Source organism: Pseudarthrobacter sp. NPDC058196, assembly GCF_042882685.1.
GTDB lineage: Bacteria > Actinomycetota > Actinomycetes > Actinomycetales > Micrococcaceae > Arthrobacter.
This window is the reverse complement of sequence record NZ_JBHVVN010000001.1, coordinates 458658-484851: the sequence shown is the minus strand read 5'-3', so window position 1 is coordinate 484851 and position 26194 is coordinate 458658. Positions and strand designations below refer to the sequence as shown.

General features: G+C 66.0%; 20 protein-coding genes. 7 read left to right on the top strand and 13 right to left on the bottom strand.

Features of this window, described 5'->3' with window-relative positions:
- The first annotated feature begins 106 nt into the window (after positions 1-106).
- From ACFVVC_RS02295 to ACFVVC_RS02270, 6 genes are all read left to right on the top strand, one after another.
- Positions 107-4198, top strand: a complete 4092-nt coding sequence (locus ACFVVC_RS02295; protein WP_387448607.1) for a type IV secretory system conjugative DNA transfer family protein — start codon at positions 107-109, stop codon at positions 4196-4198.
- A 165-nt stretch (positions 4199-4363) separates the two neighbouring features.
- On the top strand, positions 4364-9916 hold the full coding sequence (locus ACFVVC_RS02290) for a hypothetical protein (RefSeq protein WP_387448603.1): 5553 nt from the start codon (positions 4364-4366) through the stop codon (positions 9914-9916).
- The gene (locus ACFVVC_RS02285; protein WP_387448601.1) at positions 9888-11630 is read left to right on the top strand and encodes a hypothetical protein; all 1743 of its coding nucleotides are present in this window, start codon (positions 9888-9890) and stop codon (positions 11628-11630) included. Before ACFVVC_RS02290 ends, ACFVVC_RS02285 begins: the two co-directional genes overlap by 29 nt.
- A 30-nt stretch (positions 11631-11660) precedes the next feature.
- Complete coding sequence (locus ACFVVC_RS02280; RefSeq protein WP_021473611.1) at positions 11661-12026, top strand: hypothetical protein; 366 nt, start codon at positions 11661-11663, stop codon at positions 12024-12026.
- A 106-nt stretch (positions 12027-12132) separates the two neighbouring features.
- On the top strand, positions 12133-12504 hold the full coding sequence (locus tag ACFVVC_RS02275) for an HU family DNA-binding protein (RefSeq protein ID WP_387448597.1): 372 nt from the start codon (positions 12133-12135) through the stop codon (positions 12502-12504).
- Positions 12505-12851: 347 nt separating this feature from the next.
- A complete protein-coding gene (locus tag ACFVVC_RS02270; RefSeq protein ID WP_387448594.1) occupies positions 12852-13970 on the top strand; it encodes a hypothetical protein in 1119 nt (372 codons plus the stop codon).
- 1 nt (position 13971) lies between these two features.
- Here the strand turns inward: ACFVVC_RS02270 and ACFVVC_RS02265 are convergent, their stop codons facing one another.
- A complete protein-coding gene (locus tag ACFVVC_RS02265; protein WP_387448591.1) occupies positions 13972-14346 on the bottom strand; it encodes a hypothetical protein in 375 nt (124 codons plus the stop codon).
- Between the two features lie 150 nt (positions 14347-14496).
- On the opposite strand from ACFVVC_RS02265, the gene ACFVVC_RS02260 reads away from it, so the two are divergent.
- The gene (locus ACFVVC_RS02260) at positions 14497-15504 is read left to right on the top strand and encodes an ATP-dependent DNA ligase (RefSeq protein WP_387448883.1); all 1008 of its coding nucleotides are present in this window, start codon (positions 14497-14499) and stop codon (positions 15502-15504) included.
- A 16-nt stretch (positions 15505-15520) separates the two neighbouring features.
- Here the strand turns inward: ACFVVC_RS02260 and ACFVVC_RS02255 are convergent, their stop codons facing one another.
- The 12 genes from ACFVVC_RS02255 to ACFVVC_RS02200 form a co-directional block, all read right to left on the bottom strand.
- On the bottom strand, positions 15521-15763 hold the full coding sequence (locus ACFVVC_RS02255) for a hypothetical protein (RefSeq protein ID WP_387448588.1): 243 nt from the start codon (positions 15761-15763) through the stop codon (positions 15521-15523).
- 11 nt (positions 15764-15774) lie between these two features.
- Positions 15775-16086, bottom strand: a complete 312-nt coding sequence (locus ACFVVC_RS02250) for a hypothetical protein (protein ID WP_387448586.1) — start codon at positions 16084-16086, stop codon at positions 15775-15777.
- An 85-nt stretch (positions 16087-16171) separates the two neighbouring features.
- Positions 16172-16678 carry a hypothetical protein gene (locus tag ACFVVC_RS02245; RefSeq protein WP_387448583.1) on the bottom strand — a complete coding sequence of 169 codons (507 nt, stop codon included), beginning with the start codon at positions 16676-16678 and terminating at the stop codon, positions 16172-16174.
- The gene (locus tag ACFVVC_RS02240) at positions 16671-17042 is read right to left on the bottom strand and encodes a hypothetical protein (RefSeq protein WP_387448580.1); all 372 of its coding nucleotides are present in this window, start codon (positions 17040-17042) and stop codon (positions 16671-16673) included. The genes ACFVVC_RS02245 and ACFVVC_RS02240 overlap by 8 nt, the downstream gene beginning before the upstream one ends.
- 153 nt (positions 17043-17195) lie before the next feature.
- Complete coding sequence (locus ACFVVC_RS02235) at positions 17196-17693, bottom strand: hypothetical protein (RefSeq protein WP_387448577.1); 498 nt, start codon at positions 17691-17693, stop codon at positions 17196-17198.
- Between the two features lie 310 nt (positions 17694-18003).
- Entirely contained in the window at positions 18004-18267 is a 264-nt protein-coding gene (locus ACFVVC_RS02230; protein WP_387448573.1) for a hypothetical protein, read from the bottom strand.
- 3 nt (positions 18268-18270) lie between these two features.
- Positions 18271-18972, bottom strand: coding sequence for a hypothetical protein (locus tag ACFVVC_RS02225; protein WP_387448570.1), 702 nt, complete (start codon positions 18970-18972; stop codon positions 18271-18273).
- Positions 18973-19044: 72 nt separating this feature from the next.
- Positions 19045-19992: a hypothetical protein gene (locus tag ACFVVC_RS02220; protein ID WP_387448567.1), complete on the bottom strand. Its 948-nt coding sequence runs from the start codon at positions 19990-19992 to the stop codon at positions 19045-19047.
- Positions 19993-20054: 62 nt separating this feature from the next.
- Positions 20055-20675 (bottom strand): hypothetical protein, encoded by a 621-nt coding sequence (locus tag ACFVVC_RS02215; RefSeq protein ID WP_387448564.1) that lies wholly within the window; start codon positions 20673-20675, stop codon positions 20055-20057.
- Between the two features lie 105 nt (positions 20676-20780).
- Positions 20781-23570 (bottom strand): AAA family ATPase, encoded by a 2790-nt coding sequence (locus ACFVVC_RS02210; protein WP_387448561.1) that lies wholly within the window; start codon positions 23568-23570, stop codon positions 20781-20783.
- 332 nt (positions 23571-23902) lie between these two features.
- On the bottom strand, positions 23903-24109 hold the full coding sequence (locus ACFVVC_RS02205) for a hypothetical protein (protein ID WP_387448558.1): 207 nt from the start codon (positions 24107-24109) through the stop codon (positions 23903-23905).
- A gap of 107 nt (positions 24110-24216) precedes the next feature.
- Positions 24217-26151, bottom strand: coding sequence for an AAA family ATPase (locus tag ACFVVC_RS02200; protein ID WP_387448555.1), 1935 nt, complete (start codon positions 26149-26151; stop codon positions 24217-24219).
- Between the last annotated feature and the right edge of the window lie 43 nt (positions 26152-26194).

The window sequence follows — 26194 nt, the reverse complement described above, 5'->3', positions numbered from 1 at the left end:
GGGTCTGACGGCGCACGGGGCTCGCACCCCGTGCGCCGTCGGCGTTTTCCGGGACCACGACAGGCGCACCACACACAGATAGACGCGGGAACAGGCAGGGAGAACCATGGCAGGCAGTAAGCGCAGGGCAGCACGGCCCAAGGCCAGCGGCTGGGAGAAGATCTCGGCCCGCCGGCCGGAGGAGACGCTGACGAACCGGGACGTGTACGATGACCAGCAGCTGGACCGCGGCGAGAGGCTGAGCAAGAAGTCGAACATGCCGGGACTCGTGCTCGCCGGCATCGTGGGCCTCCTGGTCGCGGTCGTGGCGTGGGTGCTGTACTCGGTCATCGCCACGGCGGTGCTCACGCTCGGGGCGACGATGGGTGGCGGCCTGGGCGGCAACAGCACCAAGCCGAGCTCTTATTACGCCGAGGACACCACGACAGGCCAGGGCGGGGGCCCGATGACGTGCTACCGCGCGGTCAACGAGAAGGGCAACCCCGAGATCGGCTCGAAGTGCTATCCGGACCTCAAGGACGTCCCGGTGCCCGCGTGGTGGACCACCGCAGGCAGCGCCGCCCGGGATGCTCCGAAAACGGACCAGACCGCCAAGGGCAAAGCAACGAACGTCGGCGAGCAGCTGGGGTCCGTCACCGGGTTCAAGCTCTTCCTGACGCTGGGCGCGGGCGCACTGGTCATGATCGTGATTTCCACCTGGACCGGACGCCAGGTCGCCAAGCACAACGCAACGGTTGACCACACGGACATCAACGACCACCGCAATGACCAGCACATCGCCTTGCCGGAGGAGGTCCAGCAGAACTACGACTGGTTCCCGGACGCCGGCGCGCACTCGGGAGTGCAGGTCAGCTCGATGATCAGCCACATGATGCTCAGCAAGAAGGGCCTGGGCACCGTCAAGGTCTCCCGTCGCGCTGGGGCCGACGTGATCGACCAGGACGGCACCATCGTCTACTACAAGGGTGAGGTCATGGACGGCGACGACGGCGAACCGCTGGTCGAGACCCTGCCGCTGATCGACGAGGAGTTCGGCGACGCGCTCTTCGACGCTTCAGGCCTGCCCCGGGACAAGCGGCTGCGCAGGAAGTATGAGGCCACGGTGATCCCGTACAACCCGCCGACCGAGGAGAGCCGCCGCAAGGCCAGGGAGGCGAAGGACCCCGGCAAGCTGCAGGGCGCGAACCGTGACAAGCTCGGGCCGTACAGCACGGTGGCAGACCTGATCAGCGACGACTGGGAGTTCCCGGCGTACGAAGTCCAGCGCCCTGCCGGTGCCTACATCGTCGACACCGCTCCGGTGAACACGATGGTGCTGGCCATCACCCGCGCCGGTAAGGGTCAGACCTACATCGAGCCGATGATCGATATGTGGTCGCGGGAGAAGAAGCCCTCGAATATGGTCATCAACGACCCCAAGGGTGAGCTGCTCGTCAAGAACTACATCCCGCTGGTCACGCGCGGCTTCGAGCCGGTGCAGTTCAACCTGATCAACGCGATGAAGACCGACATCTACAACCCCCTGGGCATGGCGGCCGACGCTGCCCGCGAGGGCGACTCGACCAAGTGTGCGCTATACATCGAGAACATCGGCGAGGTCTTCTTCCCGCTGGACGGCGGCGAAGACCCGGTCTGGCCGAACGCGGCGAACAACGCCTTCAAGCGGGCTGCCTACGGCCTCATCGATTACTACCTCGAGGAAGAGCGCGAGCTTCGCGAGTATGCTGCGGCCACCGGCATGGACCCGGGCACGCTCGAGCAGCGCCTTGACGACATGTGGGGCAAGGTCACGCTGTACAACTGCTACCAGCTCTTCGTGCAGCTCACCTCGAAGAAGTGGAAGAACCCGGCCGCCGAGCTGGAGAAGCGCATCAAGAACGGCGAGTTCGAGGAGGACGAGGAAGCGCTGGCCGAGGAGCAGGCCAAGGTTGCCGAGAAGGACTTCCTGTGGGAGGGCAAGGCTGAGCAGGACCTGCTCACGCTCTACTTCAACGCCACCCAGGCCCTGCCGCGCAACTCGATGCGGACGCTCGTCGGCAACGCCCACAACGCCCTGGTCGCCATGGCCGGCGCGGAGAAGATGATGTCCTCGGTTTACGGCATCGCGATCACAGGCATGAGTTTCTTTACCGACCCGACGATCTCGACCCTGACCTCGGGCAAGCCGAGCCAGAACACCGACCTGGCGGGCCTGTCGTTCCCGCGGCGGCTGGGCGTGCGGTTTTCGCCGAACTTCATGAAGCGCGACCACCTGCTTGGGCAGATGGCGAGCTGGTCGGCGTACGCCGACCCGATGTTCACGCAGAACCTAGGCAAGGACTTCGAGCACTCTGAGATCGTGGGCCGCGTGGGCTGGGCGCGCTACAACTTCAAGGGCATCTTCCCCGGCGACGAGGCGTGGCTGAAGCTGGAGCTGAAGAACCCGCAGAGCGGCATGCTCGTGCGCACCTTCTACTTCCACTTCCGCAAGAGCTACCAGCTCTCCCTCAACGGCCGGCATTTCGTGGTCGAGCCGGTCACCGGCAAGAAGATCGTGAAGAACGGCGTGCTGCGAGAGCTGCGGCCGGTGCGCGAGGGCGGCACCCGCGACGGGAAAATCTTCTCGTTCCAGCCGGGTGACACGACCTTCCCGAGCCGCAAGCTGGACTTCTCCGGCGGCGGACACCCCGAGGAGGTCGAGGTCCAGGCACGCGCGGTCACACAGACGATGGCACGGTACTCGGAGTCCCCCAAGGCGGTCTTCCTGGTCACTCCCCCGCACCTGATGAAGTACGCCAAGCTGATCCTGATCCTGGTCAAGCAGCTGGTGGACGTCTCATTCGACCAGTCGTACATGACCAAGTCGAACCAGAAGCCGCTCTACCGCACGCGGTTCATGCTCGACGAGCTCGGCAACCTGCAGTCCGACGGCAACGGCATCGCCGGCTTCGAGACGATGCTCTCCATCGGCCTCGGGCAGGAACAGCAGTTCACGCTCATCCTGCAGACGCTGCAGCAGCTGCGCGACGTCTACGGCGAGTCCGTGGACAAGATTGTGCAGGGCAACACGAGCAACATCGTCTTCCTCAAGTCGACCGACGACTCGATGATCGAGACGCTGGAGAAGATGAGCGGTAAGACCCACCGCACCCACGCCAGCTCCAAGCAGATCACGCAGAACCTGGACAAGGTGGTCGGCGGAAAGACGGACGGGGCGATCTCGCGCACCTGGTCGACGGAGGAGGAGCCGCTGATCAAGTACAACGACTTCGCCTTCCTCTCGCCGCGCAACTCGATCGTGCTGCGCGCCGGCGATGCTCCGGTGTGGAACCGCAACGAGACGATCCTGCCGATGTCGTTTAAGCTGCTCGGCAACACGATCACCCACCCGGGGCACGAGTACTCGCTGCAGACGATCCCCACGCTCAGTTCTGCCATGGACTTCGACGTGCGCATGAACCAGCCGGACTTCGTCAAGATGCTCGACAAGCGCATGGCCCAGGCGGTCCGGGCAGCCGATGCCAAGACGCTTTACCAGGAGACGTACGACTACAAGGACGTCGACATTGAGCGCCTCGACCCGGACGTCTACTCCGATGAGGTCATGGAGGTCATCACGCGCATGGTCTTCACCGACGAGAGCGGCGACCCGAACGCTCCGGTGGTCGTGGACCCGGACGACTACGAGGCCATGATGCTGGGCAACGACGAGGAGTTCCTGGAGGACGTGGAGGTCGCCGCGACCGTAGCCGCCCACCAGGCGACTCAGAAGGACCACAAGCGCCTGGTCTACGCCGAGGGCACGGTCAGCAAGGAGATGCTGATCAATCTGGACGGCTCGGCGAAGGTCAAGGCCCTGGACCTGGAGATCGGCGAGGCGTATAAGACCGCGTTGGTGGAGATGCAGCGGGATCGTGCGCACTTCTCGGTCGGCGGGAACGGCGAGCTGCGCAGCGCCGACGAGTCGAAGACCTACCTCAGCCAGGTCCGCTCGGAGGCCTACGCCGACGCTGCACGGCGGATCAATGGCCAGATCGGTGACGAGGGTTCGCGGGTGTTTGCCGAGCAGGACGTGACAGAGGACGACCTGCGGTCACTCGCCACGGTCAAGGTGCACGCGGCCTTCTACACTTTCCTGGCCTCGCTGCCGAGCTGGGAGGTTCTCGCCGACGGAGCCTTTGACCGGGCTATGGCGGTCGAGATGAAGTCCCGGGGATAGGGCCTCGGGCTTCTTCCCTCCATGCCGGGGCAGTCGAGTTGCATCGACTGCCCCGGCATTCTTCTTTTGTCTCATTTCTGATTTATCTATCGCTTCCATTCGACTCGTAAGGATATGATCTATACATAGTTATGTCCCCGAGCGTCCACAGGAGGCTGAGTAGCAATGAAGAAGGCACACGGACTGAGGCGTTACTTTTACGAGTACGTCTTCTACAAGGCAGTCGAGCAGGCCCGGGAGCAGAGCGGGGAGATCATTCCGATCTCACAGGCGAAGGCCATCCGCGCACGGGTCGACCAGATTCTCGGCCGGCGCGGCACTGCCCTGGCTGATCCCGGGCTCGGCGTCACCGCGTGCCTGACCGCGATCGACACGGCCTTCGCCGAGCGGGTCCCGGATTACGAGCCGCAGTTCGGCGACCACTCCCCCGCCAACGAGCGCTACCAGACGCTGCAGCGCGAGTTCACCCGCGCCACGGGTGTCGGCGCGGAGATCGACCCGCGCTCGGCGCGACTGCCGATCAGCCCCTATGACCCGGCCTGGTCTGGGCGTGCGACGGTGAAGCGGGCGGGCACCGAGCTGCTGTACATCCCCGATGGGACCATCGTGAAGAACGCCGGCGGCGAGGTGGAGTCCTTGTCCGAGCCGCGCCGCGGGAACATGACGCTCTGGCGGCTCGACGATGACGGCAAGCCTTACGAGGCAGGTCGCGCCATGACCAACGACGACGCTGCGGGCCTCACCTCGCTCATGGACAAGATGAGCCGCCAGGAGTACGACCAGGTCCGCGAGTGGGTCGTCGACGGCGGGCGCGACCCGCAGACCGGCCGCGTTGACCGCAACCGCTTCATGTCCCAGCGTGCCGTGGCGCGCTCGGCGGCGCTGCTTGAGGAGCTGAAGTCCCAGGGCGTGGCCTACGAGGTTCTGCGCGACCGCGAGCCCGGGCAGATCAAGGCCCGTATCCCCGGGACAGGCATGGAGATCCGCCTCACCGACACGCGCCAGGAAGAGTACGCCGGGGCGCGCATCTACGACAACGGAACGGTGCTTCGCTACAGCACCAACCACCGCGTGCCCGGCGGCATGGCGGTGCCGGCCCCGAGTCCCGAGGACGCTGTCCGGCTGCTGCGCTTCGCACAGGGCCTGCCCATCGAACGCGAGGACCTGCCGGGCACGGCGGTCGGCGTGGTTGGCTCCAGCCACCCGGAGCACGGCCGCGGCCGCTCCCTTATCGACGTGCCGGACAGCTACCACGTCGATCGCGAAAGCATGTTCGTGGTCGCCGACTACGTCGTCCCCGGCGAGAGCGCCCCGCACCCCGGGTCCAAGGTCATGCTGCGCCGTGACGCCAAGAACCGCTCCCTGCCGACCTTCTTCGTGGACGCCGAGCCGGCGGAGGTCTATGGCCGTGAGGCTGTAGAGAGTGCGCGGGAGAACCTGCGCGCCGCTCTGGGCGTCGAGGAGCTGATCCTGCGTGCGGAATTCGAGCTGCAGCGCACCGAAGGCGCGCTCGACGAGGTCGAGCCCCCGGAGTACGCCTCCGACCCCGAGGTCGCGGCCATCCAGCGCTCCTACTGGGACGTGCTCACCGGAGCGCGCAGCGAGCTGCTGCGCCCGGGTGCGACGGAGGAAATGTACCAGGAACGCCTGGAGGAGATCGGCGAGCTGCAGGCCGGCGAGCTCCCGGACCTGGGCAACCTCGTCTACGGCGGCACCGCCGCCGACAAGGTCCGGGCCCACGCCGATGACGTCCCGTTCGAACTGGTCGGCACCTGGGACGCCGAGCCGCACCTGGTCGACGGCGAGTGGATCGACCAGCGCTGCGATCCCGCGCGCGTCGCCAAGTACATGACCAGCCCGACCGGCCAGTGGTCGAACCTGGACAACCTCGCTTCGGCGCTGCGCCGCTGCGGGGTGCCTCCCACCGAGCTCATGGGCACCAGCTTCCAGGCGACCCGCTTCAAGGACCGGATCGTCTCCTTCGACGCGGCCACCGCCGCCCCGATCGCCGCACACCCTTCGGAGTTCATGCGCCGGATCGGCCAGACCGTCCGGGAGAGCATCGAACGCAACGCCGCGACGCCGGGCGAGATCCTGGTCGACGCACAGGGCGTCATCAGCTGGAGCGCGGAGAAGCTCCGCCGCGACGGCAAGGCTCAGCCGGTCTCCGGCGAGATCGGCCAGGTCTTCGACGTCGGCAGCCACGGGGAGATCATCACCCGCTTTGCCAGCGGCGAGAACGCGCTGATTGTTCCCGGCTACGAGGCGCGGATCAAGGCCCAGACCCCGGGCGAGGCCCCCAAGTCGGTCGAGGAGCGCACCGTGCTGCGCGGCTACGAGCAGCTGATGCACGAGCGCATCCAGTACCAGCTCGCGGGCGACCTCGTCTCCGGCCGCAGCCGGACTGGGGAACCGGCCTCACTGAACGCGGTGTACTCGCAGCTGTACGGGACCAAGCACCCGATCGACTTCATCGAGCGGGCCACGACATACGAGGTCGACCCTGCCACGGGCAAGGCCACCGCGCGGCTGGACGAGTGGACGGCCTCGATCCTCGAGACCGAGGCCAAGCGTGTCCGCTACTCCAACGAGATCAAGCAGGGCTCGACGATCTACGCCGAGTACCGGGCCGAGCGCGACCGTACCGACCCGGCCGACGACAATGTCTTCGACGCCTGGCGGCTCACCGGCGGGCGGAACATGACGGTGCTCACCGGCACGGACCGCAACCGTGTGGCGGCCCCCGGCGGCTTCTTCGACCCGGTCATGACCGGCGGCGCGACTAACCAGGGCATCGTGCGCTACCTGACAGAGGATGCCGCGGTGCGCCCGGACGGCACCATTGAGCCGGGCGACCCGGAGACCGTGACCGGCTCCCGCGCGCCGCTGATGAGCCGGCCGGAGCTGGAGACGCTGCGCTATGACCCATTTGACCGCCAGCAGATGACTGCCTCGACGATCATGCAGTCATCTGAGGTGACGAAGCCGACGGGCACTGCGCTGATGACCTTCGGCGGCTGGACGGCCGATGACCCGATCGTCGTGTCCAGGGAGTTCTCCGAGCGGCACCGCATCCGCGGGGCCGGTGGCCGGCTGCGCGACCTCGTCGTCGGCGACAAGATCAGCGACCTGCACGGCAACAAGGGCGTCGTCTCGCTCGTGGTCGACCGCCACATGGACCCGGACGAAGCACGCGCCCACGGCCTGGAGCAGGAGGTGGCCTGGTTCCGGGAGAACCCGGCCATCGACGTGGTGATGAGCCCGTTCTCGCTGATCTCCCGGCGCAACGCCGGGTCGGCCCGTGAGCTGATGGGCGGTGCGGTCGGCAACATCCGCCGCCCGGCCGCCCAGGGCGGTCCGGTCGCCGGCGGGCTGGGTGAGATGCGGTTCGTGGTCACCCACATGGCCGTCGACGAGAAGACCAAGATCTACGACGACGAGCAGGTGCGCGCAGGCAAGGGGCGCAAGGCCTCCTCGCAGCTGGCCTGGGCGCTGCAGTCCCAGGACTGCCCGGCGATCATGCGGGAGTTCTACGGCCACAACTCCGGTGCCGAGTCGAACCTGCGTGAGTACCTGCTGGTCGCGGGACTCGACATGGAGGCCGACGGCACCCTGCGCGTCGTGGGCCAGGCCGAGAGCGTCGATGAGCGGCCCGAGCGCCGCCTCATCCCGATGCCGGAGCTGCTGCGCACGCAGCCGCGTACCGAAGGGTCGGCCCCGGGGCTGAACACCACGGCGATGCGCAAGTCCTTCGGCGACCTGATTGGTGACCGGGGCGGTGACATGGAGATCCCCTTCCCGCTGACCTACCCGACCGGCGAGCTGACCGGGACGGTCAGTGCGACCTCATGGAAGCTGCCGGTGCTCTCTTCGCACCTGCGCAGCGGGCAGGAGTTCGACGACGGCACCTCGGTCACGCACGACTACACGCGCAGCTACCAGGACGTCTTCGTCGAGGCCTGCCGCTACCGGTACATGGCCGAGCAGTTGGAGGACCAGCGCCTGTCACCGGACAAGCGCGCAGAGGTGCGCCGGGGTATGAGCGAGTCCGTATCGCGGGCCCAGCGCGCCTTCGAGGCGATCACCACCGACGTGCAGAACCGCGTGCTGACCGGCAGGAACAACATCTTCAAAACCGGGCTGATGAGCTCGCGCCTGTCCGACTCGGCCACGATGGTCTGGACCGCCGACCCGCGACTGGACATCGACCGGATTGCCCTGAGTTCGGTCAAGGCCGAGCAGCTGGGCCTGGCCGAGGGCGACCACGCGCTGGTCTGGCGTGACCCGGTCCTGCGCGACGCCGGCGTGCGCTACATGCGCGTGGCGATCGATGACCGGCTCACCGGCGCGGCAATCAACCCCGTGATGGACCAGTGCTTTGACGGCGACTTCGACGGCGACGCGGTCGCCGTGGTGAAGCTGCACAGCGACGCTGCCAAGGCCGAGGCGATGGACAGGCTCTCGGTCGGGGCGAACCTGCTGGACACCGGCGTGGTGAAGGCCGACGGCTCACATCCGCTGGCCATGCAGGTTTCCCTGGACACCCAGGTGGCCCTGTCGAAGAACCCGGAGCTGGCGGGGAGCCTGGAGAGCGCAGTGAAGGAGGCGAACCGCCTGCGGTTCGTCAGCGATCCGCACGAAGTGGCCGCCGGCCACGAGGTCCTCGTCGTGGAGCTCAGCGACATCTACCGCTCCGCCCAGCGCGGCGAGTTCGGCTCGGCACTGACCTTCAGCAGCCGGGACGTGCACCTGCAGAGTGTCCGCGAGGTCTGCGTCGACACCGGGGCCAAGGGCAGCGAGAAGAAGCTCGGGGACTACGCCCGCAACCTCGGCGACGAGCAGGGCACGCCGGGTATCACCCAGGAGGACCAGGAGGCCTCGATGTTCGCCACGGCGATCAAGGCCCACGGCACCGGTCTGGGTGGCTCCTTCTCCCAGCGTGCGGTGCGCGCCCTGCGCGGCGCTGACCTGAAGGCGGTGCTGGAGGTCACCTACCCGGTGACCCAGTCGATCCTGCAGGCCAAGCACGACGCTGCAGAGGCCCGGCACAAGTACGAGATGCTGCAGGGTCCCGGGCGCGACCTGTGGCGCGGCCGCAAGCTCGAGCACACCGGCCCCGGCCAGTGGCGTCCTGAGTTCGCCGACGGCGAGGCGGTCCAGGCAACTGCCGAGGAGTGGGAGGCCCAGTTCATTGAGTTCTACGAGGCCAAGGACGGGTTCAATGTCTCGGTCAACCCGGACTGCGTCGCCCGTGTGGCCCGCGCGCTGGAGGATCCGAAGACGGGGCTCGTCCGCAACCTTGAGGAGGACCCCTCCCTGGCTGGCACCGTGATGGACCGCATGGCCTACGGGGGCGACTTCGAGGCGCTGGTACAGGCCGCGAAGAACCGCGAAAGTGTCTTTGACGGCGAGAAGAACGAGCAGTTCGCTTCGGCGGGCACCCGCCGTGCGCGGGCCGTAGCGGCGCGCCAGCTGGACGCTTTCGAGGTGCACGGTCTCGATGGGCTCGAAGGCCTGGACTCCGCGGATGCCGCGGTGGACGCCTCGGTTCTCAAGCGCGACGTGCTCGCACAGACCGCGGAAGGGACCGCCAGGGCGCGCGGTGCCAGCCGGCGCTCCGCCCACGCCGTCGGGGTTGGAGGCCGCCGCCCGGTTTGGACGCCGAGCTACGACACCGGGCAGCAGCAGAATGATGACGACTACGGACTGGGAGGCTGACATGGCGCAGGACACGGAACGTGAGATGAGCCCGGGCGGCAGGGGCCGGGGGCGCAAGGCGCTGCCGGTCGACCCCTCCGGCGCTGCCTATCCGGCCAACGGGACCACTGGTCCCGAGGAAGAAATCGTCGACGCCGAGATCGTCGACGAGACGGACGTGCAGGACGGGCGTGACACCTCGCGCGGACAGCGCGAGCGGCTGCGTGACAGTGCCCGCGGCTTCTTCGGGGCCAAGACGCGGGAACGGACTCAGGCCCGGGACCGCCAGCGCGACCAGGACCGGGGGCGGGCTGCTTCCGGCGACGAAGGGCTCAATGACCGGGAGCGGCTATTGAAGCTGCGGGCCGAGACCCGGCTGGCGGGCGAGGCGTACATGCAGACGCTGCGTGACTCGAAGCTGCTCGTGCCCGGCTTCAACGACGGGGAGCGCGCCAAGGAGTTCGACGCGATGCACGCGGTCTACATGCAGATGATGATGCAGAGCTGCCTGCGCCCGCTCACCCGCGGCGTGAACCCGAACTCGGTCATCCAGGCCGCCGGCATGATGATGGCGATGCGGATGCTGGCCCCTGACTTCAGGAAGGAGATGGATTCCTACCTGCAGCCGTTCAAGGACAAGGTCCAGGACCGCATCGATGCGAAAACCCGCCACATCGGCGAGAGGGCCGAACGCCAGGCGGCCCTGGTCGGGGACCTGTTCGGCGGTACTCCGGAGGCAAAGGGAGTCGCCGGGGGCCCCAGCAGGGACGACTTCCTCTCCAACCGCTGGCGCACCCGCCTGGAGGACCTGGAGCGGCGCGAGCGGGGCAACCGCGAGCTGTTCACCCCCGAGTCGGCTGCCATGACCGAAGTCGCGCTCATGGAGAACGCCTTCTGGAAGATGCGCGACCCCGAACAGGACAGCAAGCAGATCAACGCCAGCTACAAGGCCCTGCGCAAGCGCCTGCGCCAGCAGATGGACGACGACGGGCTCGACCGTGCAGAAGTCGTCAAGCGCGCCCGGACGATCATCGGCGAACGGATGGAGTCCGAGCCGGAGCTGCGCCTGATGTTCAACGGCCTCGCGCACGGCCGCATGGTCAAGGCCCCGCCGCACGAGGCACGCCTGGCTGGCTCGGACCGGGTGCGCAAGGTCTGGACCGGGGAGTTCGACGACCACCTGGGCCGGCGGATCCCCGACGAGGGGATGTTCACGCTGCGCCTGCCGATGGAGCCGGACGAGCACCAGGTGCAGCTGGCGGAGACCATGAAGGCGGCGATGCTGGACGGCGTCCAGCGCGGCGACCGGCAGGCCCTGGGCGGCAGGGTGATGGGCTACATGATCGGCTTCGCGGCCAAGAAGCAGGGCCTGGATACGCGCGGGCTGCCCGAGGATCTCCAGCAGCGCTTCGACCAGTCCGAGAGCATGCTCGCCAGCATGGAGATCGACGGCCTGTCCGACGAGGAGCAGCAGCGCGTCTACTCGAACGCCTACGTGGACGCTATCGAGGAGCTGAGCAAGGAGGACCCGGACTTCGAGCACGAGCTCAAGCTGGCTCTTGGTGACGACTGGCAGGACAGGATGCGGGCCGCGGTGGACGATCCCGGCACCTTCCTCGCCGCGCAGCGCGTGCGGCCCCAGCCCTTCCGGCAGGGACCTGGTCCCTCCGCCCGGCCGGGGCCGGAGGGCCCGTGGAGCCGTGACCGCGGGGCCGAGGACTACCAGCCGGCCTAGTCCGGAAACCAACGAGAAGGAGGCAGTACCATGAGCGATGACCAGCAGGTGGAGCAGCAGGAGCGGTACGGCTCCCGGCTGGCCCAGATGTTCGGATTCGTCACGCCCGAGGACCGCGGCCGCTGGGAGCAGCAGCGCGCGCAGAACAAGAAGAACGTCAACGCGACCAAGCAGGGCGCGAAATCATCAGTGAGCTCGATGATGGAGTTCGGCGACAAGAACATCAACGCCAAGCTCAACGCGGCCCACCGGATCGCCGACCAGCAGCGGTTCGACGAGTCCCACGACAAGATCGTCAGCACTCGGCGCGACCCGAAGACCCGGTCGATCATCGAGTCGGTCGACTACGAGTACAAGGACGACCGTCAGTCCATTGATCCGGATTTTGAGCTTTAGAGAGTAATTGCCGACAGGTCTGTCAATCGCTTTTCGATAGGCCTGTCCGATAAACTGGTTTTCAAGCAGAAACGGACGACGAGGGACGATAGGACATGGTGTGGGCATGAAAACGACGGTTCATCCGCGGATCAGCAAGCGCGGGTTCATCTCAAAGGTGGCCAGCCGCAGCGGACAGCCGATAAGGGTCGTGAGCGAGGTGTACGAGTCGCTCATCGCGGAGCTCACCGATGCCGTGCGCCGTGGAGACACCGTCGTGCTCACCGGCTTCGGCCGCTTCGCGCGGCAGACGCACAAGGGCCACAAGGTCCGGTTCGGCAAGAAGGACGTGGACGACTACTCGGTGCTGAAGTTCTCCGCGTCCCGCAGCATCAACCGGCGGCTCGACCCGGACGCCGACCTGAGCAGCCCGGAGGCCTTGAGGCTGATTGACGAGTTCGATGAGGCCGAGGAGAGCCTGGTCCGGGCCGCGGGATAAGCGACGGACACCTGCTGACAGACAAAAAGAGAGAACCCCGATGATGCATGTGCATCACCGGGGTTCTCCACGTGTCAGTGGCTGAAGGCGCGGGCTGGAGAATGCCGCTAAATACCGTCGCTCGGGGCGGCACTGTGGCTGGGGACATTCTTCCGGTAGACCCTGCCGCGCTGGGATTGAAATTGTCCCCTGTGTGCCGCCGGCCGGGCTTTGGGGAGTGGTTTGAGGATTCTCCAGACGGACCCGAATGGCAATGGCAATCGGAAGCGCCAGAATGAAAGCCGCGGCAACGAATGTATCCATGTAGAGCATTCCCCCCTTATTGACCCTGATACTAGCGTGGAGACTTGGCGATCCTTGTGCACAGCACATCGTCAGGGGTCGCTTATGATCGCTCGGTGATCTCGTCTGAATTCCTTACCTGCGCCTCCCACGTGCCGCTGCTCCAGTCAGTGCTGCAATGCGATCCACTAAGCGTGGTCGTCAGTTCGCCGGAACAGAACTCCTGGGATCCGAGTACTTTGTTGTCCGCCCTCAGCCAGGCTTCCGCTGTGCTGGTCGCCATCATTGGAGGCTTTCTCGTCAGCCGCCTTGTCGCGATCTCCAGCGAACGCGAGGGAATCCGGAGGCTTGTGGACGCAGCAGTCGGGCGCATCTCACACATCGAGACGGATCTGGAAGAGGCGCACCGGGTTCGGTTCGACAGGGCGAAGAGCAACTTCTACGGAGTGGCAGTGGAAAAGCTGCTTGAAGAGCCGGCTTTGGATCTTGATGCCCTGATCCACGACTACCTGCCACGGGGAACGACAGAAGAAGAACTCAAACCATATGCGGTGTCGCTCCGGCAACGGCTGCAAAATGCAGTGCTGGCCATCAATTTGAAGGTCAGAAAAGGCGATACCAGGGATCTTGACCTTGAAGATCTAGTCGAGCGCGGTTTGGAAATCGCGGATGCCGACCATGATCTTTATGAACAGGCATTCAAGCGCCGGCGTGCCTTCCTGCCGAATCCTCCCGCAATAGGGATCTTGGGATCCAGTGACCTCTTCAACTACTCAAATCTGGCAGCGGCGTTGAGACCTGAATGGGCGATCGCAGCCGAAGTGCGGCAGCGGGATGATGAAATCCGGGCTGAGGCAGATTTGAAGACACAGCTGCGGGCTGCCGTTGCCGAGCGGGACCGCCTGGACGAAGAGCTGGCCCGCGTGGGCAAGCCTGTGGGTGTAGCTGCTGCCATGTGGATGCTGGGCCTTCTCTCACTGGGAATCCTTGTACCTTTGATCATGATGGCCTTTGAACCCAAGGGTATGGACGTCGTGTCGAAAATTTTGCTGCTTGGCATCTTTGTCGTCGGGCTGGTGGCGGTTCTTTGGTATGTCGGTTGGTTCTGGCTGAAGATCGGCAATGCCAAAGCATCAGCCGCACCAAAAGCTCCCCGCCAGCCCCGCCCCGGCAAGAGCGGGTAGTTCACACGATTTTGATGGCGGCCTTTTGCCGGCGTTTCGCGGTCACCGTGCGAGCCTCGGCAGCAATGCTCCAGGCAGCCGTTTCGGCAGTTCCGTTGGCCGGATGCACAAGGACACCGCGTGGGCCTGTGATGCTTTCACCTGTACGGGTGCTGGCATGCACGCAGTACCGGCGCTGGTTGTGAACGGTGTACGTGACTTCCAGCTCGAGCTCGACATCCCAGATGTGCTGCTGGTCGCGCAGGGCTTTCTTTGTCGCCGCCAGGAACATCAGGGCCGCTGCATCGTCAATCTGCTGCGAGGTGGGTTCCTTGTAGCGCCGGCCACCGGCAGTCCCGGCAGACCCGGCGGCGTTTGGAACAGCTTCAGTGGACATGACGGCTCCCGTTTCGAATGTGATTGGTTTCCCTCGTCGAAGAAGGACCCGGTCACAGCTTCGCTGTGACGCTTCCCGGTGTTTTGCTGTATCCAGCCGGGAGGAAGTTTATTTCCGCCCCTGCTTCGTTGGGCTTACGCTGTGCCCACGATGTTCGAAGGTTTGCCGGCCGCTCTGCATCCTCCGCTTGACCTGGCTTTGGCCAAGGCCGTGGAGGGGATTCCGCGTGGCGACGTACTGACCGGCGGCTCCGTTTTTGAAATGAAGTTCGACGGCTTTCGGGCAGTGTGCCTGGTCGGTTCAGACGGGGCGTGGCTCTACAGCAGGCAGGGCAAGGATTTGAGCCGGTATTTTCCGGACGTCCTGGCTTCCGTCCGTGAGCACATCCCGCCGGGCTGCGTCATCGACGGCGAAGTGGTGGTGTGGTCCGAAGGCCGGCTGGACTTTGAAGCGCTGCAGATGCGCCTGGTGAGCTCCAGGGCCGTGCTCCCGGAGCTCATACGAAAGAGCCCTGCTTCCCTGATCGCCTTCGGCGTCCTGGCCGTGGCCGGGCAGGACACCCGCGGGCTTCAGTTCCGGGACCGCCGGGCTCTGCTGGAGGAACTGGCGCAAGGGTGGGCTCCACCGCTGCATCTGTCTCCGGTGACCCGCGACCGGGCACTGGCCGCCACGTGGTTCAACGAGATGACGGCCACCGGTGTTGAGGGAATTGTGATCAAGGGTGAGGGGCAGACGTATGAGCCCAGGCGCATCTGGCTAAAGGCCAAGAGTAGAAGCACCGTTGACGTGGTCCTTGCGGCGGTCATAGGTCCCATGGAGCAGCCGCGGGCCGCGGTGGTTGGTCTACCGGTGGGCGGACAGCTGCGCATTGTCGGCCGGTCAGCTTCCCTGGCAGCCCGTGCGGGAAAGGACCTGGCCCGGCATCTTCGCCCGCCGCGGGGGAAGCATCCGTGGCCGGAGGAAATCAGCGAACGGATATTGGATCGCTTCACCAAAGAGAGCGGCCCGGTCTCTCTGACGCTGGTGGAGCCGTTGGTGGTTGAAGTCTCGGCCGACGTCGCGTGGTCGGGCCGGGCATTCCGGCATTCAGTCCGTCTCACGCGGGTCAGGCCTGAACTGCCGCCGTCTGAAGTGACCCTGCCTGAAGGCTTTGGCTGAGCCGCAGTCCATTACATCAGCTGTCGGCGACCGCGAAGATCACAACGATGATGATGATCGGGATGAGCAGCACCCCCGCGCCGGCGGCGAGATGCTCCCAGCTGAACGGCGAGTTGAGGAAGGCGATGAGCCCCTCCCACAGGCCGCGGACGGAGCCCATGACCCAGGCGAAGAAGCCGGTGGCCCAGCCGATGATAGTTGTCAGCGAGACTCCGCTGACAACGCACAATCCCACGATCGTCCTGGTGTTCCTGAACATGACCAATCCCCTCATTTCCGGTCCTCGAACAGCAGGTAGTAGAGCCCTATATGCGGGATGACGAGAATGGCGAACGCCATCCACGCCCGTTTCGGGTCTTCGATCACCCAGGCGATCCCGTCCTTGACGGGCTCAGCGTAGGCCAACACCGGCGCGAGGACATCGGTGCGGAAGACCACGTGAAAGATGCCGCAGGCCATTCCCAGGGCGATCGCCAGGGCAAGGCTCCGGCGGATCGTCAGCTGCACCCGTGGGTTCATCCTCCGGCGCGGCTCATCGGCGGCCACAGCCCGGTCCTGGTGGTCTGTGTCGTATTCGTACATCGCCTCATCCCGTCGTCCATCGAATCATCATTCCTTTCCATTCTATGAGAAAGGCTGAATGACGAACAGAAACGGGACCGAATGGTCAGTCGAACTCGGGCCCTGCGCCGACGGGGGCGGGTACGTCGACTCCCCTGCCTGCCTGCGGGGCGTGGTTCTTCTCTGCAGACGCGCGGCGCTGGGCGGCCAGTTGTTCGAGGGTGACTCCGATGGGACGCCCGAGGCGCTGACCGGCGGTCCGGTAGACCTCACTGTCGCGGCGTGCGCCGATGGCGACGATCTCCCGCCGGGTGACGCCGCCGGGCGGATCGGGCCGGATGTCGCGCGAGACGATGCGCAGCGGTGGCTTCTCGTATGGATCCGCTCCAACGTAGGTCGTATCGCAGTCGGAAAGGTCGGCGAAGCGGGAGTCGTAATCCAGCGGCTTGGTCGGGTGGCGGCGGCCGTTGAGCCGGTGCAGCATGACGATGGTGGCCTCCAGGAGCGCCTCGTCCCGGCTGTGCGGGTTCTTCAGGGCGCGCTGGTTGAGCCACTCAATGTCCTGGCGGGCCCCGGGGCTGAGATGGACTTTGATCCTCAACCCCTCAGTCATCGTCGAGCGCCTTGCGGATCATGGACCGGGCCGGCTCCCCCAGCTCGTCGCCGAGCTCTTCGAGGGTTAGGCCGGGTTCCTCGGAGGCGTCGGCGGCGCGGATGCGGCGGGAGAGCTCTGTCTGGAAGGCACTCTCGTCGGCATGGACCCGTCGGAGCAGGTCGACGAAGTCCGGGAACGGGATCACGGCGGCCTCGGGGACGTTGCCGTCGCCGAAGATCAGGGGCTCGGCGTCCCCGGCGCGGAAGCGCTCGAGCAGGGTGCCCAGGTCGGCGGTGGTGATCTTATTGGTCGGGGCGACGTTCACGGAGAACTTCGGCAGGGAGTCCTCGCGCGGGGCTTTGGGGGTCTTGTTATCAGTCATGGTTCCAGTCTATTCGTGGTCGAATGAGATGCCAGTGATTCGTATACCACCATTCCCGATGAATATTGAGTCGCCGTGGAATGGTGTTGCGCGGCGGGAAAGAAACAGGCCCGCGCCCTGCTCCCACTGCGGGTCGAGGGCGCGGGCCGCGCGTTAGAACTCGCCCCATCCGGGCTGGACATCGAACACCGGCACGCCAAGGGCCTGCCAGGCGCGGATCACTCTGGGCCGGTCATCCAGCGCGAGCCGGACGTCCCACCGCCCGCGGATGAAGGTTTCGTAGATCTCGGTCTTCACGATGTCGTCCTGCCGTCGGTCACCCTGCCCGCGCATGAACAGCGGGCAGCGCAGGGTCCACTCCCCTACGTGCTCGATGAGCCAGGCGTAGGTAGCGCGCCCGACGTCCCAGCCGTTGTCGTCCAGGACCGGCCTGCCGGAGCAGAACACGATCTCCAGCCCTGCTGCATGCAGGGCCCGGACGGTCTCGATGACCGGAGGGTTGGGCAGGTCCCAGGGAACGAGTCGGTACTCGTGGTGCCCCCGAATGAACCGCCCGTCGGGGAGGGCGTGCGTGGCGACCGTGCCGTCGATGTCGACGATCACGGCCGGCTGCAGGACAGTGGCCGAGCCAACCGTGTCAGTCTGTGTCATGCCTTGGTCCCTTCTTTCAGGCGGCACTGCTACTCAGCGGCCCGGCGCACGGCCTGGACCTCGAGTGGGACCATCGTTCCGAATGGGCCTGCTGCATGCTGTGATCCTTGCGGGGCTGCCAGTGGGTCGGGGCCATCAGGCATGACGCCGGATTCTCCGCATTCGGGGCACGTCCACGTCCAGGTGGCGGGCACATGGACCACAAGGCCCTCGGTGATGACTCAATCGAAGCGGTCGACCCAGTCTTCGCGGCCCAACGGCTGGCAGAGGTCGGCGTCGAAGAGGGCATCGGGCACCGGGGCATGGCTGCTCATCGCACTCCTGCTTCGGCTGGCACGGGCCCGGGCCGGGCAACCCAGTACTCCTCGAGGGGCTGGATCATTCCGCCTTCGTGGCCATGGCAGCGCAGTTCGAGCGAGCCGTCCCATTCATGGGGACCCTGCGTGACCGCGGTGCCGGCCGGAACCTGCAGCCCTGCGTGGTCATGGCCGTGGTAGTCCCGACAGGCGGACTCGTCGTCATTGGTCAGCTTGAAGGCGCAGCACGCGCAGAGGATGAAGACGCCGCGGGCCATGGCTCAGTCCCTGCCTTCCTGGTCGTCGTACTTGCTGACGTATCCGATCAGGAAGCTGTCGTTGACCGGATCGAAGCCGTGCTGCTCGGTGAACTCCACGTGATATTCGGCAGGGTCCCGGTCTCCGGGGTGCGACCGGACAGTACCCACTGCATTGGCGATCCATTCCAGCTCGTCAGCACCGGACCACTCCGGCTTGGTGCCCAGGCCGAGTGCGATGGCATCGACGATGTCGGTGTCGGTCACGTGCCCCGGGTTGCCGTTGGTGCGGGACAGCGGCCTGCTGCAGTCGGGGATGAAGCCCATGGCGAGCAGGACTGCCACCGGCAGGTGGTAGGCATTCCAGATGGCGGCGGCGGCGTCAGTGGGGGTATCTCCGGAGGAAAGTCCGCCGGAGATGTTCAGCCGGTAGCCCGCGACCTCGATGGTGTCTGTCTCGCTGGAGCCCAGCGCCTTTTCGAGTTCGTCGATGATCCTGCGGCCGACGGTCTTGAGGACCTCCGGAGTTGGCTCGCCGTCGGCGTCCAGGTGCACGTCGGGGTCGAAGTCCTCGATCAGCTCTTCGAGCTGTGACTCGGGGTCGTCAAACCGGAATGATTCAGGGTCCGCGGTTTCCTCGACCATCCGGCGGCCGCGCTCGAAGTCGATCGGCTTCTTGCGGTCGGCCGGGACGGCGATGGCGGCGGTGAGCATGTCGGCGCTCATGGGTTCTCCTTGGGTCGTGATGCAGGTGGGTGTGCTGCGCAGGCAGCCTGGGAACAGAGAGTCGACGGGTGCTCAGCCCAGCGAGTCGGCCTGCTGGCGGTAGAGCCGCACGGCGAGGTCGATGCAGTAGCAGGTGAACAGGAAGTGGATATCCCAGTCGCGCAGATCCCACTCCCAGGTGTCGGAGCCGACGGTGTCCTCGTGCTCGGCCAGCCACGTGTGGGCCTCCGACTCGCTGTCGGCATGCCAGCGGGCGTCGTCAAGGATCTCCGCGCACCGCTCAGCCGGCGACTGGCGGGGCACGTCGAGGTCTGCCAGCTCGTGCCAGTCGTGCTCTGCGATCAGCTCGTCGAGCTGTTCATCCGTGAGTCCATCGGTGCTCCACAGGTCGGCGAGGGCCGACCTGGATGCGGTCCTGTTGTCCTGGTCGCGCACGGCCGAGTACAGCGTCGAGGGCGGGCGGTAGGAGGCTTCAGCGCTCACGGCTGCCCAGTGCGCCTCGAAGAGCGCCGTCCGGGCCTCCTCGTCGAGGCCGCGCAGTCCGTGCAGGCGCTTCAGCAGTGCCAGCTGCTGCTCGTGGAACGTCTGGGCCTCGGTGCCGAGCTCTTCGCTCTGCTCAAGGTGCTCGCGCACCAGCTTCAGGAAGAGATCCTGGCTGTATTCCTTGGCCTCGCGGGAGCGGCCGCCGCAGAGCTTCTCGGCCCAGTAGCGGAAGTCGATGCCTGGCGCACCATCGGAGTAGTAGCTCTCGCTCTTGCCTGCTGAAGCGAAGAAGCCGATCATGTCCGGCTCGCGGGTGAACATGTAGCCGTCCGCGATGTCGCCGCTGGTGGCCAGGTGGCCGGGCCAAGTGGTGACGTCCCAGGACCACATGCGGGTTCCGGGGGCCTGGATCCTGAAGTGGCGGTACAGGCCCTCGGCGTGCAGGACGACGAGGCCGTGCTCCCGGGTCTGGGCGAGGAAGTCGGCGTAGGTTCGGGCGTACGGGTTCTCGGGCCGGGCGGTGTCAGTTGCGGGCATGGCGGGTCCCTTCCGGGTCGGCTGGTCAGGGTCGTGGCCGGAGCCGTCGGCCCGGGTTGGTCTCAGAGGATCGGAAGCGGCCGGCCGGAGGGCTTGTAATGGCCGTCGGCCTCGTCGAGCACGGCTTCGGTGAGGAGAACGCTGGCGGGCATGAGGAACGCGCCCACCAGCGCGGCGAGGCGCTGCTCGTCCGCCAGCACCCGCTCCGGAATGCTGCCCCGGGTACTGAAGAACATGTCGGCGCGCTCGATGAGACTGGCCCGGCGAGCCTCTCTGGAGGTGAAGTGCTCCGCGACAGTCTGTCCGGGGCTGTACTCGGTGATCACCGAGTACAGGGTGGCGGGGGCTTCTGCCCTTTTGCGGGTCGTGCTCACGTAGACCTGCACGCCCCATCGGCGGCAGAGCTTGGCAATGGCGTTGACCACGGTGTCCGGGGCGCTCTCCCACTGCGTGCAGTGGGACAGGTACAGCTCGTGCACTTCGTTCGCGGCGGAAGCGCCGATCGCGTCAGCGACAACGTCCGAGGCGGTCAGCAACTGCGCGCACATGCGCAGCCGGAACGCGGGTGAGGGGTAGTGGTCGTGGAAGACGATCCGGTCCTCGTGGCAGATGACCAGGTCATAGGCGGTGTCGGGGCCCGGCACGAGCTCCTCGGAGCCGGCCTGGATTCCAGTGGCGGTCATGGCGTGCTCCTTCGAAGCTGCGCTGGATGTGTGTGGAATGGGAAGCAGGAGGCGCGGGCGCTCCGACCTCTCGTGGAGGTGGAGCGCCCGCGCCGGTGCCGTCGGTCAGACGGGTTCTGCGACCTGCTGGTGGTCGCCGGCGGTACCGGCGTCCTCGTCGTCGACCAGGAGGGTCGGGTCGATGCCCGCAGCGCGCTGAGCATTCTTCTCGTCACGCTCGGTGAGGGCGTTGACGATCTGCTCGTAGCTGCTCTGGATCGGCGGGTTCTTCGCCGTACCGTAGGAGAGCACGTACTGGCTTTTCATGGCGCGCGTGAACGCGACGTAGAACATCCGCTTGGTGTCCTGGGTCATCTTGGCGTCCTCCTTGTAGAGGACGACGACGTTGTCGAACTCGAGGCCCTTGGCACCGTGGATCGTCGAGACGACGAGATCGGCCTTGGACTCGAGGTTCTTCCGCTTGCGCTCCTGGTTCTTCTGCTTGTTCACGTTCAGCTTCTGCTGGTTGCGCGTGATCTCGAAGGACAGGAGGTTGTCGCGGAGCCGGTCGAAGAACACGTTCGCCGGCAGGCTGCCCTGGTTGCACAGGCCCACCCAGCCGTTGATCGTGGCGCTGTTCTCGACCCACCATTCGGAGATGGTGCGCAGGATCGCTTTCTCGACGTTGGCGTTCCCGGCGTTCTTCGTCAGCTTGCCCATGTTGTCCTTGATCCCCTGGGAGACCACGAACGAGGCATTGGCCGGCTGCACCTGCAGGACGTCGTTCCAGAAGAACTTGATGTACTTCGAGAAGATGTCCGTGGCATAGACCCGGTCGCTGACGAGTGAGGCCACGTGCTTGTTCGGGTAGGCCTTCTCAAGCACCTCCTGGATCAGCGCCACCTCACGGCGGGCGTAGGCCAGGAAGGCCACCTGCTCGCCGCGGTCGAGGCAGGCCTGCACGTACTCCGGGATCACCGTGTTGCGCAAGATCGGCTGCAGGTCGTTGGCGATGAAGCCGGACAGGCGTGCGACCTCGTGGTAGTCGAGTTTGACCTTCTCCTTGAAGGAGTCGGCAGTGGGCACCGCCAGGGAGTTCGCCTGCAACTGGATGTTGGCGAACTGGTTGGTCTCCAGGCCTCCGAGCACGACGTTGGCGAAGTCCAGGATCTCCTGGTTACTCCGGTAGTTCGTCGTGAGCCGGAAGGTCGCGAAGACCCCCGAGCCCTCCAGTGTGTTGAGCGCCCTCGGGTTGGCCGAACGGAACTCGTACAGCGTCTGGCTGGCGTCGCCGACGATGAACAGCGACTGTGCGTGCTTGGTGATGTACTTCAGCACGTAGATGAACTCGAAGACCGAGTTGTCCTGGACCTCGTCGATGATCAGGTACTTGCTCTGCACGTGGGCAGGCTCGGACATGTCGTCGATCTTCTGGTAGCAGATGATGATCTGCAGCTCCAGCGAGGTCTGCTCGATGCGGTCGAGCAGCTCGATCACCTCGTCGAAGTGGTTCTCGACGAAGGTGTTCAGGGCCGTGAACGCGCCGGTCTTGTTCTGGTCGACCTCCAGCAGGCGGTGGCGGAACGTCGCCGCGAACTGGCTGTTCGGGTAGAAGATGTCGATCGAGTTGATGATCGTGTCGATGGCCGAAACCTTGTGGGTCGGGTGGTTCATCGAGTAGATGTCGATGATCATCTTGGCGATCGTCATCGAGCCGACGGCCGGGTTCTTCTCCGTGATGTTGTCGGCCGCGGCGTTGGTGAACGACAGGACGGTGATGTCGCTGGCAGGCACCCCGCAGGTCTCGAGGTACTTGATGCGCTCCAGGATCACAGTTGACTTGCCCGTACCCGCGCCGGCCTGCGTCATCACGAGCGGCTCGTGCGTGCTGAGCGCGTCGAGCTGCTGCTTGGACAGGTGGGGCGGGAACACCGGGGCCGTGGCCGGCTGCGGCGGCGTGATGAGCTGGGTCTTCATCCGCTCCAGGTGGTCCAGGGTGTGGTTCATCAGCAGGCTGAGGTTCTGCTTGGACAGCTTCGCAGCGATCGGAGCGGAGAACGTGGTGTCCAGCTGTTGGTGGATCCGGCGGTAGGCCTCCAGCGGGACGTTGTAGTTCTCCAGGTACCGCAGCTGCACCGCGAGCATGTTCAGCTGCTCCTCGGTGGGGCTGGCCGGCATGTCCTGCACGTACTGGCAGACCGTGTCGGAGATGGCTTCGGAGTCCCAGATCTGCGCCAGGCGCGTGATGCGCTCATAGATCGGGTACTCGTCCATCCAGTCGGCGAGCTTGTCGAGGTTGGCGGCGCTCAGCCCGGCGGCGGAGAGAACGTCCTCGATGAACTCGCGGGCACTCTCGGCGGGGCTGGTGTCCCACTGCAGGAACACTGCCGCGTCGTGGTTGCCGTAGCCGATGGAGCGGGACACCGAGACGGCGCGCTCGGGCTCGGCCACACCCTGCTTGAGGAAGTAGAGCTCCAGGCGGTACTGGATCACCAGGTCGCGGCGGATCTTGTCCCCGGCCTTGTCCTCGTACACAGTCAGGGCCTGGGGGGTCATGTCGAAGTACACGTCCCAGGAGTTGGACGGCGTGGGAATGTCCAGCGAAAAGCGGTCATCGACGTGCGGTACCGGAAGCGTGAACGAGCCGCCCGAAAGCAGCGAACGGCGCGTGATCGGGGCCAGCGGCACCAGCGCGGTGGTGATGTCGTGGTGGGTCGAGCTCTGCTTGACCTCGATGTCGCGGTCCACCGCGTAGGCGGTGTTCGTCGCGGTGTTGATCGGCCGCAGGCTCTCGTTCAGCAGGCCGGTCTTCTTGCCGGACCCGGTCAGACGAGAGGAGAAGAACTTCGGGTCGACGGTCTTCTGGGCAGCGACGGCGGCTGCGGAAAGGTCGATGTCATCAAGCAGGATAGGCATGGTGTCGTCTTTCTTCGAACGAATCTAGGCAGGTCGAGAGGGTTTATCGAATGGTAGCCGCATAGACCATTCTCACGGGAGACGAATGGTTAGTCGAATGCTCGTAGACGAGCGCTTGGGTAACGGGCGCGGGCATGAGAGCGGGAGGGCTCGCCTCTGGCGACGAGCCCTCCCGCGCTCCTCTCAGCCCACCCGTCAGGGGCCGTGAGGCCCCTGAATCCGGGGCACGGCGGCGTCAGCCGCGCGGACCCGGACACCGCGCGCTACCCAGGCGCGCGGTCGTCCATTGCAGGCTCACCCCGTGGGCGGCCTGTCGAGATTGGGAAGCGCCTTCAGTCGGCGTTCCAGGGATTGGCCTTGGTGACAGACCCCGAGGGGTCCACCTCGACAAGGCCGAGCATGAGTGCGAGATCGCGGCAGTCGGCCGCGTCCGCGGAGTGGGCGGAGACCAGCAGCAGTGCGTCGTCGCAGATCTGCTCGCTCCTGTCCCCGGGCTGTGTTGTGCGGATTGTTGCGGGGGTGGTGGTCGTGATGGTCATGGCAGTGACGTCCTTCTTCCTGTGTTCGAACGCAGTGCGCGCACGCACGAGCGCCCCCACCCCGGAGAAACCGGGACAGGGGCGCTCGAACGCAGCGTGGTGCCGGGTCAGTCGACGGCCAGCGCCCCCGGCTCGTCGGAGACGGCGGCTGCAGGCGGCGCGGACGGGGCCGGCGCTGCCTGGGCGGTGAGCAGACGGTCTTCGATCCAGATGCGCACGGCCTTGCCGGCCGGACGCGCCCCCTGGGAGTCGACGTAGGTCTCCTCGGCGACGGCGCGCAGCTCGTCGTCGGGCATCGACGCGGGCAGCACCTGGCCCAGGCGCGGCCTGGCGTCCAGGATCCGCTCGCGCTGGCGGTCGTACTCAGCAGCGAGGATCTCCCGGTAGGCCTGCTCGTCGACAGGGTTGTAGCCCACCACGAGCGAGAACCGTCCGAGCAGCTCCGCGTCGAAGAACTGCGCCAACTCCTTGGTCAGGGACCGGTGGGAGACCGTCGGCGGGGCCGAGCCGAAGCCGACCTGTTTACGGTTCAGGGCTTCCCTTGCTGCGTTGGTCGTGCAGATCACCAGCGCCTTGGAGAAGTCCAGCACCTTGCCGTGGGCGTTGCGGATGTAGCCCTCGTCGAATGCCGAGAGGAACAGCCGCTGCACGGCCTTGTCCGCCTTCTCGAACTCGTCGAGCAGGATCACCCTGTGGGGATTGGACTCGAGCGTGTCGAACCGCAGCTCCCGGTTGGAGTCCGAGCCAACGTAGCCCGGAGGTGCACCGACGATCTTCGCTGTGTCCGACGGAGTGTGGAACTCCGTCATGTTCAGGATGATCGGCTCGGTGCCGGTCATCTGCTCGGCGATGATCTTCGCGGTCTCGGTCTTGCCCACACCCGAGGCACCGGAAAGCATCCAGGTCATCGGCGTCGAGGTCGGGAACAGGTCCAGCTCCTCGCGGGCCAGGCGGTCCACGAGCTTCTCGAGCACGTCGTCCTGTCCACGCAGGCGGCCATGCAGGGTCGCCCGAAGGGTCGCGACGTCGAACTCCGGGCGCTGGGCGTTGCCGGTCATCAGGCGCTTGGCCACGTCCAGGACCCGCTTGGCGGTCAGCGGCACCTGCGGGATCGACCGCAGGGTGTTCACGAGGGCCGTGTCCCCGGCAGCCTCGGCCTGGACGATGAGCTTCTTTTGCTCCAGCACGCGGTCGGCCATCGCCCGGTCCAGCAGCGTGATGGCGCTGTCGGGGCGGTGCTGCCCGGCACGGGAGTTCTCCTCGGCGATCCGGACCGTCTCGGCCAGGACGTCGTCGGAGACGGCGATCTGGTGGCGGTAGTGCGCCACCAGGCCCGGCCGGACGCTGCCGAGCACCGTGAGGGTCTGCTCCACGGTCAGCTCGTCGACGATGAGCGGGGTGAACCGCCGCGCGAAGGCGGGGTCGTCGTCGAAGGCCCGGGACTCGGTGGAGGTGGTGGCACCGATGACGCGCATGTCCCCGCGCGCGAGGGCAGGCTTGAGCACCTGCGAGACCTTGCGCAGCACGGAGTCCGTGTGGGAGGTCGATCCGCCGGTGATCTGGTGGATCTCATCCATGAACAGGATGGCCTTGTTCTTTGGGTCAGAGGTGAAGTCGATGACTGCCTGGACCTTCTCCTCCAGCTGGCCGACGATGCCGGAGCCGGCGACGAGGTTGGTGATCGGCAGTTCGTAGACGGTGAAGCCCTTGAGCTGGTCGGGAATGAGTGTGTCGCCCAGGGCGATCCGGCGGGCGATGTCCTCGACGATGCGGGTCTTGCCGACGCCGGCGGATCCTTTCAGGAGCACGTTCGGCTTGTTCCGGCTGATCAGGACGGAGAGGACCTGCTCGATGAGCGCGTCGCGGAACATCGTCGGGTCGGCGTTCTTGAACTTCTCGTTGTAGTCGACGAGGAGCTCCTTGACGGCGTCATCGGACTGGCTGGCCTGGCTGGGCATGCCGCCCATGGGCGGGAAGCTCGGGGGCGTGCCGCCGCTGTTGGTGTCGTCGTCGGAGCCTGACGTGAAGTTGTTGAGGCCCATCGCGGGGTCCCTCCTTCGGTGGGGGTTCGCCGGGGGGCGCTGG